Annotated in this window: 8 protein-coding genes; all 8 read right to left on the reverse strand. The window is 74.7% G+C overall.

Annotated elements, in window-relative coordinates:
• Window positions 1-91: 91 nt before the first annotated feature.
• Window positions 92-856, reverse strand: coding sequence for a ZIP family metal transporter (locus ACZ47G_RS39375; protein WP_465751298.1), 765 nt, complete (start codon window positions 854-856; stop codon window positions 92-94).
• A gap of 419 nt (window positions 857-1,275) precedes the next feature.
• Complete coding sequence (locus ACZ47G_RS39380) at window positions 1,276-2,970, reverse strand: restriction endonuclease (protein WP_465751300.1); 1,695 nt, start codon at window positions 2,968-2,970, stop codon at window positions 1,276-1,278.
• A gap of 114 nt (window positions 2,971-3,084) precedes the next feature.
• Window positions 3,085-4,908 carry a hypothetical protein gene (locus tag ACZ47G_RS39385; protein ID WP_465751302.1) on the reverse strand — a complete coding sequence of 608 codons (1,824 nt, stop codon included), beginning with the start codon at window positions 4,906-4,908 and terminating at the stop codon, window positions 3,085-3,087.
• A gap of 370 nt (window positions 4,909-5,278) precedes the next feature.
• Window positions 5,279-5,935 carry a YigZ family protein gene (locus ACZ47G_RS39390; protein ID WP_465751304.1) on the reverse strand — a complete coding sequence of 219 codons (657 nt, stop codon included), beginning with the start codon at window positions 5,933-5,935 and terminating at the stop codon, window positions 5,279-5,281.
• A 97-nt stretch (window positions 5,936-6,032) separates the two neighbouring features.
• The gene (locus ACZ47G_RS39395) at window positions 6,033-7,322 is read right to left on the reverse strand and encodes a DUF6986 family protein (RefSeq protein ID WP_465751306.1); all 1,290 of its coding nucleotides are present in this window, start codon (window positions 7,320-7,322) and stop codon (window positions 6,033-6,035) included.
• A 115-nt stretch (window positions 7,323-7,437) separates the two neighbouring features.
• Complete coding sequence (locus ACZ47G_RS39400) at window positions 7,438-9,036, reverse strand: DUF2637 domain-containing protein (protein ID WP_465751308.1); 1,599 nt, start codon at window positions 9,034-9,036, stop codon at window positions 7,438-7,440.
• 208 nt (window positions 9,037-9,244) lie between these two features.
• Window positions 9,245-9,910 (reverse strand): response regulator transcription factor, encoded by a 666-nt coding sequence (locus ACZ47G_RS39405; RefSeq protein WP_465751310.1) that lies wholly within the window; start codon window positions 9,908-9,910, stop codon window positions 9,245-9,247.
• The gene (locus ACZ47G_RS39410; RefSeq protein ID WP_465751312.1) at window positions 9,862-11,271 is read right to left on the reverse strand and encodes a sensor histidine kinase; all 1,410 of its coding nucleotides are present in this window, start codon (window positions 11,269-11,271) and stop codon (window positions 9,862-9,864) included. The genes ACZ47G_RS39405 and ACZ47G_RS39410 overlap by 49 nt, the downstream gene beginning before the upstream one ends.
• Window positions 11,272-11,539: the final 268 nt, after the last annotated feature.

Genomic DNA, 11,539 nt, shown 5'->3' on the forward strand with positions numbered 1-11,539 from the left:
CCTGCGCGATCTGGCACAACCGGACCACCGGCCGACCCATCACCCGCTCGCTGATCGCCTACGACCACTGACCGACTTCGGAACTACTCGTCTAGCTGGCGAAGCCGATGACCAGCCACATGAAGCCGACCCCGGCCACTGTGCACAGCAGGGTGCTGCGCGAGGGGTGCGGGCTGTGCGCCTCGGGGAGGATGTCCGAGGTCGCCAGGTAGAGCAGGAAGCCGGAGAAGAAGCCCAGGTAGAGGCCGAGCAGGTGCTCCGGGATGGTGAAGGCCAGGGTGATCGCGGCGCCGGAGACCGGGGCCAGCGCGTCGGCGGCGAGCAGGGTCAGCGCCCGGCGCCGGTTGTTCCCGTACAGCCGGGTGATCGTGTACGTGTTGAAGCCGTCGGCGAAGTCGTGGGCGACCACCGCGATGGCCACCACGGTGCCGACCGTGGTGCCGGCCTGGAAGGCGGCGCCGATCGCGAAGCCGTCCATCACGCTGTGCCCGACCAGGGCCAGCGCGGCGGTCATGCCGACGCCCTGGTGTCCGGAGCGGTGGGCGTGGTCGTGCTGGTGGCCGTGGGTGTGCGCGGCGTACTCGCCCTCGTGACCGCGGTGGATGGCGACGGCGCGCTCGATCACGTGGATGGTGAGGAAGCCGCCCGCGAACATCAGCAGCGCCTGGGGCACGCCGTGCACCTCACCGGGTGCCTGGTGGATGGCCTCGGGCAGCAGGTCGAAGGCGACCACGCCGAGCATCAGTCCGGCGGCGAAGCCCAGCACCAGGTGGCGACGGTCGCCGGTGCGCTGGGCGACGAAGCCGCCGATCAGCGTCATCAGGAACGCCCCGGCGGCGACCAGGACAGCGGTCATCGGGCCGCCTCCGCCGTCGAGTCGGCCCGGTCGGCCGGGCCTGCCGGTCCGGTCGCGCCCGCCGGGCCCGCCGGGTGACCGGGGCCGACGTGTGGTCTGCCGAGCGCTCTGCCCATTCCTCTCCCCCTGGGGTCCGCCCGTGGCCGGGCCGACCGCCGACCGTACCGGACGTCCGTTCGACGGTGATCGCCCGGGGGTGCCGCTGACCGGGCCGCTCCTCGGCTGCGGTCCCGTCGGCCCGGTCCCCTCAGCCTTGGTCCGGGTACGGAGGGGCGCCCGCCGGGTGGGCCGCCGGGGTGAACTCCCGCCGAGGCGGAGAGGCGGAGAGAGGCGGATCGAGGCAGGCCGGGGCGGATCGGCGCGGGCCGGGTGGGTCGACCCCGGGCGTGACCAGGCGCGACCGGGCGCGACCGGGCCGGTCAGTGACCGGCGGCGAGCGGCAGGCCGAGGTGGGTGCGGGCGAGTTCGCGGACGCCGTCGCCGTCGATCAGGTGGATGTGCCGGTGGCTCTCCTCGGCGGTGAGGTCCAGGGCCTCGTCGGCGAAGCCGCCGGTGGTCAGCCGCAGGCCGCGCTCGGCGGACTCCTCGCGGACCGCCTCGGCCAGGGTCTCGATCTGCTCCGCGGTGACCGACGCGGTGTCCCGGGAGGCCCAGACCACCCAGCGGCCGGGCAGCGCGCTGCCCGGGGAACCCTCGCCGGTGGCCACCAGACCGGCCGGACCGCGCAACCGTACGCTCCACTCGGCGAGCCCGCCCCGGGTGAGCAGGTCACGCACCAGCTGGGCGAACTCGTTGGCGGACAGGTCGGGCGTGGCCGGGACGGTGGCGCCGGCCCGGGCGGCCGGCTGGACGACGGCCCGGGCGTACGGGTCCGGGGTGACGGCGGCCCCGAGCTGGCGCAGCCGGACCAGGGCCTCGTCCCGCTCGGCGTCGGCGTAGACGCCCTCGGCGTCGCGGTCCTCGTACGGGGTCTCCGGCGGCAGCAGCCGGGTGCGGGCCAGCGCGTCGCGGTCGGCGTCCACGCTGAGCAGGCAGAGCGGCTCGGCCGCGCCGGGCTCCCGCAGCCAGCCGTTGAGGACGACGCCGGCGAGTATCTCGTCGGTGTCCACGGCGTCGGCGGCCTGCAGGGAGCGCAGGGCGAGCCGGGCGACCAGCCGCAGGTAGTCGGTGGCCCGGTCCGCGGGTGGTCGCGGCACCGGGACGATGTCGCCGTCGGGGGCGAGCCGGTAGCCGGTGAGCGAGGGCACCAGGTCGAGCGGGGGCAGGTCGAGGTCCAGCACGACGGTGCGGGTGAGCGGGCGGAAGACCGCCCGGCAGGGGGCCGGCAGGTCCTGGGTCGCGGTCTCGGCGGCGGCCAGTGCCCGTTCCAGCAGCGACTCCACGGCGGCCGGCTCGGCCAGCCGGTAGGCGCGCCGGCACTCCTCCAGGCTCTCGTTGTACTCGCGCACGGCGCGGGCCCGGGCCTCCTCGGCCGCCTCGTGGGCGCGCCGGGACTCCCCGGCGGCCGGGCTGCCGGCCTCGGCCCGGCGGGTGCGCCACTCGCGCAGGGTGCGCTGGTGGGTGAGCCGGGCCTGGGCGAGTTCGCGCTGGTAGCCGGAGTCCAGCAACCGGCGGGACGGGCCGCTCTCCGGGTCGGCGGCGGGCGGCTCGGCGGGGGCGAAGTCCTCCCAGCGGGGCTCGGCACCGTCGGCGGCGTCCGGGCCGTCGGCCGGGTAGGGGCGGGGCTCGTAGTGGCGCAGCTGGCTCTCGAAGTCCATCGCCGAGACGGGCAGCGCGGCCCGCCGCAGCAGGTCGGCCAGCCGGTCGTGCTCGGCCTGGACGGTGAGCGTGCGGTGGTGCGTGAGGGCGGCGGCGCGGGCATGGACCGCGAGGGCCTCGTCGGGGTCGGCGGAGCCCGGGTCGGCGGAGCCGGAGGCCGGCGATCCGGCGGGGGCGGCCGGGCCGTCCCCGGTCGCCCCCGGGCCGGGGCGCTCGGGGGCGGCCCCGCCCGAGGCATCGTCCGACTCCGGGCCCTGGTCGGCGCCGAGGTCGCGGAAGACCGAGGCGAGGAAGCCCGGTTGGGGGAACTGGACGGTGGCGGTGCCGTCGGACTGGCCGTCTGCTGAGTACTGCATCGGTCGTCGTTCCCCCATGCTCGTCCGGCACCTGCCCGGGGCGACAGACCGGACCGCGGCCCCGCCCCTGCCGGACATTGTCCACCGAACGGGCGCAGCGGTCAGCCAAGCCCGTCAGTTGGTCCGGGTGTTGGTGAGGTGCAGGCCGATGTAGCCGACGTAGATCCGGCCACTGCCGGAGCAGTCGTCCAGGTAGTGCAGCCGGGGTGCGGTGCGGCCGCCGCCGATCCGCAGGTGCGCGCCCATGAACGCGCGCCGGGAGGCGTCGACGCATTCCGGCACCGGCAGCATCCGTTCGCGCTTCCACTTGGTGTGGCTGAACACCGTCCGGGACTCCCCGCGCACCGCCTTGCGCGGCGGGAAGCGGTGACAGCCGTCCGGGGTGTGCTCGCACCACTGCTTGAAGTCCCCGCCGGCCGTGCCGCGCACGGCCGCCTCCGCGTACTCCTGGAGGGCCGTCAGGCCGTCCCAGGCGAGCCGGGCCCAGCCGGCGCCGGCGCACTGGAGTCCGTCCAGGGCGAGCGCGTTCTTCTGGTCCCCGGTGAAGGTGAGCAGGGGGAACTCGCCGATCCTGGTGAGGAGTTCGGTGAAGGTCGCGGGCTTGCCGGGGCATCCGGAGGACTGGGCGACGGGGCGGCCGGCGGCCGGGGTGCCGCCCGGTCCACTGCAGTGGCGACCGGTCAGGGCGCTGCGGGTGCCGGTGCGGAGACGCCCCTCGTGACCGTCCCTGGGCTGGCCCCGGTCGCGGCGTTCGAGGCGGAGGGTGCGCCGGACCCGCTCCAGTTCGTCGGCCCTGGCCTGCTGTTCGGCGCGGTCCTGCTGCTCCTCGCGGGCGAGCGCGGCCAGTTCGGCGGCGGGGCCGGCCGGGCCGGCGGGGGCCGGCCCTGCGAGGGTCCGGCCGGCGGAGGTCGGGTCGGTGCTCGCGGCGGTTTCCGCGCGGGTGTCCGTCTCCCCGACCCGGTCGGTGGCCGGGCGCAGTTGCGGGGGCGGGACGCGCAGCACCGGGACGGCGGCCAGCGGCGCCGGCAGCGGCTGGTCGGCGGCGAGGCGGCGCGGCTCGCGGGCGAGCAGCCCGGCGGCGCGGCGGAGGTCCTGTTCTATTCGGCCCCGGGCGAGCACCGGATGTCGGGCGCCGTCCTGCCGGGAGGCCGGGTCGACCTCGGGCAGGTAGGTGCGCACCGCGCCGCCGTACACCGTGTGGTACTCCAGCGCGACGTTGAACCCGGTGCGGGCGCCCGGGTCCAGCACGTAGGCGGTGGCGAGGCCGGGGAGTTGGCGGCAGAGCGGGCGGACGACCTCCTCGACCCAGTGGTCGAGCGGGAGGTTCACCGGCACGCTGGCGACCACCGTGGGCAGCCGGCGCTCCGGGTCGCACAGCTCGTCGATCAGGGCGTCCACCTCATCGGCCGTGATCACCCGGGGGGCGGGGTGGACGGCGGCCGGGCCGTCGGCGGCGTCGAGCAGCGGCAGCAGGGTGCGGGCGAGTTCGGGCACCGGCACCCGGCAGGGGGTGCGCACACCGCTGCCGGTGTGGTGGGTCTCGGCCTCCAGCCGGACCCAGGTGGGGCCGCCGGCCCCGGTGGCGACGGTGAGGGTCAGCTGTCGGGTGCCGTGCGGAGCCGGGGTGCGCAGGCGGCGGCGGTCGTAGCGGCCGGCGCCCGGGCCGCCGCGCAGCGGCCCGTGGTCCCGGTCCAGCAGGACGCGCTCGCCCAGGCGCAGGCGCTCGGTGGCGGGGGGTGTCCCCGCGGTGGCACCGGGGGCGGACGGGGGCTCCTCGCAGCCCTCCTGCTTCAGCCAGGACGCGAGGTGCTCGTCGGCCAGGGCGACGGCGTCGGCGTGCGGAAGGGCGGTGGTGACGGTCATCCGGTAGGGCGTCGCGAGGCCTCGGAGGCCGGGTAGGTCGGCACCGGCGAGCGACGGCGAGTGATCTGAGGTCATGCGCATACCTCCGTGGTGCGGGGTGGGGTCCGTTGTCCTCCATCGATGGTTTTCGTCCGGTTCCGCCGGATCCTTGCCCAGGAAACGCCACGGCCGGGAGCGGAAGTTCCAACTCCGGGCCACGACACTACGTTCGAGTGAATCTGTTCAAGCCGTCTTCCGCGTGGCGCGGCCGCTCGGCTACGGGGAGCGGCCCCGGTTGCGCGGCATCGCGGGCCCGGTCAGGCCCCACCGGAGGCCGGACCGGACCGATCGCGATCCGGCCGGACGGGTGGCCGGATCGCGCCGCCCCGGCGGGGAGGGCACAGCCAGCGGAGCTGGCGCGGCCCACGGAGCCCACGGAGCCCGCGGAGCCCACGGAGCCCACGGCTCAGACCGGTACCTCGACGTAGGTGCGGCCGGCCGGCACGGCGACCGCGGTTCCGCCGGTCGCCTCGGCCAGCCAGGTGTGGAACCCGGCCACCTCCGGCTCCAGCACGCCCACCTCGATCCGCACCCCGGCCTCCTCGTAGGCGAGGTCGTTCACCGCGTACCCGGCGGCCCGCAGGTCGTTCTCCACCCGCCCGGCGCGCACGTGGTCCGCCGTCACCGCGAGCAGTGCGACCGGCCGCCGCTCCAGCAGGCCGACCTCGTCGACCGCCTGCGACACCGCGTTCCCGTACGCCCGCACCAGGCCGCCCGCGCCGAGCTTGATCCCGCCGAAGTACCTGGTCACCACGGCGACGGTGTCGGTGAGGCCGCGCCGGCGCAGCACCTCCAGCATCGGCGCCCCGGCCGTGCCGCCGGGCTCGCCGTCGTCGCTGGAGCGCTCGCGGCGCTGGTCGTCGCCGACCACGAAGGCGGTGCAGTTGTGCCGGGCGTCCCAGTACTGCTTGCGGATGCCGGCGATGAAGGCCTGCGCCTCGTCCTCGTCGGAGACCCGGGCGAGGTGGCAGATGAAGCGGGACTTCTTGATCTCGGTCTCGTGGCTGCCGGCCCGCCGGATGGTGAGGTACGGCCTGGCGGTCGGTTCCGGCGTGGCGGACATGACGCGGTGGTTCTCCCGGGAACGGCGACGGCTGGCGGTGCGCGCCCCATGGTCGGGGGGCGGCACCCGCCAGCCTAGTTGGCGCGCGGCCGGGGGCTCAGCGGCCGGCCAGGGCGTCCAGTTGGGCGCGGTCCAGACCGGTCAGCGCGGTGACCTCGGCCGGGTCGACGGCGCCGCAGTCCAGGCCGCGCAGCAGGTAGCCGCTGAGCGCCCGGGCCGTGGCGGGCTCGTCCATCACGTCGCCGCCCGCCTTGGCGACGTAGGCGGCCAGCCGGGCGGCGGCGGCCGCCAGGCCCTCCCGGTAGAAGGAGTACACGGCGACGTAACGGGTCGGCAGGTGCGCCGGATGCATGTCCCAGCCCTGGTAGTAGGCGCGGGCCAGCGAGCGGCGGACCAGGTCGTGGTGGAGCTTCCATGCGGCGTGCACCTGCTCGGTGGAGCCGGTGGGGATCACATTGGTGGAGCCGTCGGAGAGCCGGACGCCGGTACCGGCCGCGGCCACCTGCATGACCGCCTTGGCGTGGTCGGCGACGGGGTGGTCCATGCTCTGGTAGGCCGCGCTGACCCCGCAGGAGGCGCTGTAGTCGAAGGTGCCGTAGTGCAGGCCGGTGGCGCGGCCCTCGGCGGCCTCGATCATCCGGGCGACGGTGGCCCGGCCGTCCGGGCCGAGGATCGCCTGGGTGGTCTCGATCTGGATCTCGAAGCCGATCCGGCCGGCGGGCAGCCCGGCCCGGTGCTCGAAGTCCTCCAGCAGCCGGGCCAGCGCGGTGACCTGCTCGGCGTAGGTGACCTTGGGCAGGGTGAGGACCAGCCCCTCCGGCAGACCGCCGTTCGCCAGCAGAGTGGCGAGGAACAGCTCCAGGGTGCGGATGCCGCGGGCGCGGACAGGCGCCTCCATGCACTTGATCCGGATGCCGAGGTACGGCGGTGCGGCGCCCTCGGCCACGACGGCGGCGACCAGTTCGGCGGCCCGCACGGCGGCGGCGTCCTCCTCGGCGTCCGGGCGGGGGCCGTAGCCGTCCTCGAAGTCGATCCGCAGGTCCTCGACCGGCTCGCGCTCCAGCTTGGCGCGCACCCGGGCGTGCACGTCGGCGAGCAGTTCGTCGTCGGCCACGCCGAGGGCGCGGGCCAGCTCGGCGGGGGTGCCGGCGTGGGTGTCGAAGGCCTCGAGGGCCTGGCGGCCCCACTCCCGTACGGTGTCCGCGCGGAAGGCGTCGGCCGGGACGTAGACGGTATGGACCGGCTGCCGGGTACCGGAGTCGCCCGGGTAGCGGCGCGCCAGGTCGGCGTCCACCGGGGCGAGCAGCGCCTCCACGGCGGTGCGGGCGGCGGCGGAGAAGGAGGCCCCGCCCGTCGGTCCGGTTCCGTCGACCTCGACCTGCGACATCCGCGCTCCTCCATGCCGAACCAGCACTTCAACAAATTGTTGAGGCGACGGTAGCTCCGGCGGGGACGGCCGTCAATGGCCGACCGAGCGGTGGACGCGAGGTGTCAGCGCGGGCTCAGTCCCTCCCGGCGGCCTGGAAGCGCGCGTTCAGCTTCGGGTAGAGGTCGGCGACCTCCTTGGGGTGGACCGAGCCCTCCGGCCCCTTGCCGGTGACGCCGTACTCCGTGGTCAGCCACTCGGCGAGGCGCTGGGCGTCGGGCTGGTGGCCGTGGTTGTCGATGTACGAGAGCAGGCCCTCGTACGCCACGTCGACGTCGAGGTGCGCTGGCACCGGAGCGGGTTCGGGCTGGCCGGCAGGGGTCGGTTGCCGGCCCTGGTCCGGCCGGTCCTGCGGCTGGGGGTGCTGGGGCTGGGCCTGGGGCGCGGAGGCAGGCTCCGGGGTCGACTCGTCGACGGCCGGGGCCGCGGCGGCGAACCACGGCGAGGACTTGCCGGGCGCGCGGCCGCCAGGCGTGGCGGGTGCCGCGGAGTTGACGGGGGCGGCATCGGGCCGCTGACCCCCGGAACGGACCTGGCGCGCGACCCAGACGTCCAGTTCCTCACCGCGCTGCTGCGGAGCCTCCTCCGGCTCGGCTTCCGGCTCGTTCTCGGCGCGTCGGCGCACCGCGGCCAGCTTCGCCAGCACCGGCCCGGCCACCTCGACGGGCACCGGCGGGACCGTGGCGGAGGCGGGAGCCTGCGGCTGCGGCTGCGGCTGCGGCTGAGCCGCGACCTGGGACGGCTCCGGATGAGGCGCGAGGGCCTGTGCCTGTGCCTGTGCCTGTGCCTGCATCGGCGTGTGTGTCTGCGGTTGCTGCGGTTGCTGCGGCAGCAGGGCCCGTTGCGCGTGCGGCTGCTGCGGCTCCTGGACCGGAGCCGCTTCCACCTGGGCGATGGCCGCGGCTGCGTGGTTCTGCTGGGGCTGGGGCTGGGGCTGGGCCTCGAGTTGCTGGGACTGCTGCTCCGTCAGGGCCTCCTTGGCCTCGCGCTCGCGGGCCTCCTCGTCCAGCCGGTCCAGCAGCGACGGGTCCAGCGGGACACCGAACTTGGCGAGCTTGAGCGGCAGCAGCGCCTGGATCGGGGCCGAGCGGCGCCAGCCCCGGCCGTAGCGGAAGCGCAGCTGCGCCCGGTAGACCAGCCGGTTCTGCTCCAGCCGGATGACCTCCTCGTAGGAGCGGAGCTCCCAGAGCTTCATCCGCCGCCAGAGCCGGAAGGTCGGCACCGGGGAGAGCAACCAGCGCATCACCCGGACCGACTCCATGTGACGGTCCGCCGTGATCGCCGCGATCCGGCCGACCGCGTGCCGGGAGGCCTCGACCACCACGACGAACAGCACCGGGATGACGGCGTGCATCCCCATGCCGAGCGGGTCGCCCCAGGAGGCGGCCGCGTTGAAAGCGATGGTGGCGACGGTCAGCAGCCAGGCCGTCTGGCGCAGCATCGGGAACGGGATCCGCAGCCAGGTCAGCACCAGGTCGAGGGCGAGGAGCACCACGATGCCCGCGTCGACACCGATCGGGAAGGCGTAGGAGAAGGCACCGAAACCTTTCTCCAGGGCCAGCTCGCGCACCGCGTTGTACGAGCCTGCGAAACCGATGCCCGAGATGATGCAGGCGCCGGCCGCGACCAGGCCGAGCAGGCCGCGATGGGCCTTGGTGAGCGTTGGGCGTGCCATTACGTCTATCAACCCCTGGATGTCGGCGCTGCCGTACGCGCCTCGGCTGCCGGTTCCCGCCAGTCGGGCCGCCGGACGGCTGAGCGGCCTCCGGGCTCGGCCCACCGGAGTTTACTCGTACGCGTGTTTCAGCGTTTCCGCAGCCTGGAGTGTCACCGTACCGGCCGTACCGGTGCCCGCGCCCGGACCGGTCTGGCCGGTCGGGCCGTCAGTGGCTCTGCCCCGCCGTGCCGTTGAGGTAGGCCAGCACCGCCATCACCCGGCGGTTGGCGTCTTCGTCGGGGGCCAGCCCGAGCTTGCTGAAGATGTTGGCGATGTGCTTGGCCACGGCGCCGTCGCTCACCGCCAGGCGGGCGGCGATCGCCGAGTTGGAACAGCCCTCGGCCATCAGCTCCAGCACCTCACGCTCGCGCGGGGACAGCCCGAGCAGCGGACCGGGCCGGCGCGAGGTGGTCTGCATCAGCTTGGCGATCACGTCCGGGTCCATCGCCGTGCCACCGGCCGCCACCCGGCGGACCGCGTCGATGAACTGCCCGGCGTTGAACACCCGGTCCTTCAGCAGATAGCCGACCCCGCCCGTGCCGTCCGCCAGCAACTCCCGCGCGTACAACTGCTGGACGTGCTGGGAGAGCACCAGCACCGGCAGGCCGCGGATCTCCCGGCGCGCCTGGAGGGCGGCCTGGAGACCCTCGTCGGTGAGCGTCGGGGGCAACCGGACGTCCACCACCGCCACGTCCGGGCGGTGGGTCAACAGCGCCTCCAGCAGCTCGGGGCCGGTCTCCACGGCCGCCGCGATGGTGAAGCCGTGTGCTTCCAGCAGCCGGATCAGGCCTTCGCGAAGGAGGTAGAGGTCCTCGGCGAGGACAACTCGCACGGCAACTCCAGGGTGATGGTGGTGGGACCGCCCGACGTGCTGTCGATGGCGAGGACACCGTCGAAGGTACCCAATCGTCGTTCGATCCCGCGCAGGCCCGTGCCCCGCGAGGGATCCGCCACGCCCACACCGTCGTCCGTCACCGCCACCCGCAGGATCCCGGCCCGGTACAGGATGTCCACCCACACCTGGTCGGCCCCCGAGTGCTTGGCCGCGTTGGCCAGCAGCTCGCTGATGCTGAAGTAGACCGCCGCCTCGACCGGGGCCGGCAGGCGGTCCGGCAGGCTCACGAACACCTCGGTCGGCAGCGCGCCGTCCAGCGCCAACGCCCGGACCGCGTCGCCGAGTCCGCGCTCGGCGAGCACCGGCGGGTGGATGCCGCGGACCAGGTCGCGCAGTTCCTGCAGCGCCCGGGCCGAGGACTGCCGCGCCTCGGACAGCAGCTCCCGCGCGGCCGCCTGGTCGGTCTCCATCAGGTGCTCGATGGTGCCCAGCGTCATCCCGATCGCGACCAGCCGCGCCTGGGCGCCGTCGTGCAGGTCACGCTCGATCCGCCGCAGCTCGGCCGCCTGGCTGCCCACCGCGTCCGCCCGGGTCTCGGTCAGCACGGCCACCCGCCTGGTCAGCTGGGCGTGCGTCGCCCGGCCGTCCTGGTCCAGCACCCGGCGGGCGGCCTCCGCGTAGCCGCGCACCGCGTACGGGGCGAGGAGTATCCCGATCAGGACCATGCCGCCCCCGACCAGCAGGCTCAGCGTGACGCGCGTCATCCGCGCGCTGATCGGGCCGAACCCGACGGTCGGCACCGTGCCGCCCAGTGCGAACGCCGCGCCCAGCATCAGCAGCAGGCCCACCGCGCCGGCCAGAGCGGCGACGAGGACGGGGTTCACGATCAGCCAGAGGATCTCGGCCCGGGTGGTCCGGTCCCGCAGGCCCCAGTGGATCAGCTGCGCGTACTTCGCGACCGCCCGCGAGCGGTGGTACGAGTAGCCCGTCCACCAGTGCCCGCGGTCGTCCAGCTCCAGCTCCGGCATCGACTGGTAGACCGCCGGCAGCCGGATGTCGTACCAGCGCTCCAGGAACCGGCGGGTACGGTCCGCCGTCCGGCGGACGCAGGCGGCCGCCACCGCGGAGCCCGCGACCGCGGCGGCCACGAGGGCCACCAGGGAGACCGGGTAGTAGTACTGCAGGAACCGGGCCGTCACCACCCCCGCGATGACGGCCGCCCCCACCGGGAGCACGAAGCCCGGCACAGCCGCCAGCACCACCTGAGCCAGCCGGCCCAGGCCCTGGCCACCGGCCCGGAGGGCCTCCTGGGTCTGCGCACGCACGGACGTGCCGCTCGTACGGGTCTCTGTGGTCACGCAAGCTCCTGATGCCGGTACCGATCGTCCTCTTCAGTGTTCACGAACGACCCGCTCGGGACACTGGCCGTGGCACCCCAATTCCGGGGTAGACCTAGGACCACCTGACGGTGGTAGGAGCAACACCCGGCCCTCTCGGGACGATCCGACTGATCCGGTTGATCTGACTGGTCCGGAAATGCGAAAAGCCCCTGATCCAAAGGATCAGGGGCTTTTCTGAAGAATTGTTCGGCGGCGTCCTACTCTCCCACAGGGTCCCCCCTGCAGT

This window comes from Kitasatospora sp. NPDC030952 (genome assembly GCF_055571335.1).

What these genes read in the sequence shown, in the direction of transcription:
- ACZ47G_RS39375 (WP_465751298.1), bottom strand. Translation starts at nt 856, where the DNA reads ATGACCGCTGTCCTGGTCGCCGCCGGGGCGTTCCTGATGACGCTGATC.
- ACZ47G_RS39380 (WP_465751300.1), bottom strand. Translation starts at nt 2,970, where the DNA reads ATGCAGTACTCAGCAGACGGCCAGTCCGACGGCACCGCCACCGTCCAG.
- ACZ47G_RS39385 (WP_465751302.1), bottom strand. Translation starts at nt 4,908, where the DNA reads ATGACCTCAGATCACTCGCCGTCGCTCGCCGGTGCCGACCTACCCGGC.
- ACZ47G_RS39390 (WP_465751304.1), bottom strand. Translation starts at nt 5,935, where the DNA reads ATGTCCGCCACGCCGGAACCGACCGCCAGGCCGTACCTCACCATCCGG.
- ACZ47G_RS39395 (WP_465751306.1), bottom strand. Translation starts at nt 7,322, where the DNA reads ATGTCGCAGGTCGAGGTCGACGGAACCGGACCGACGGGCGGGGCCTCC.
- ACZ47G_RS39400 (WP_465751308.1), bottom strand. Translation starts at nt 9,036, where the DNA reads ATGGCACGCCCAACGCTCACCAAGGCCCATCGCGGCCTGCTCGGCCTG.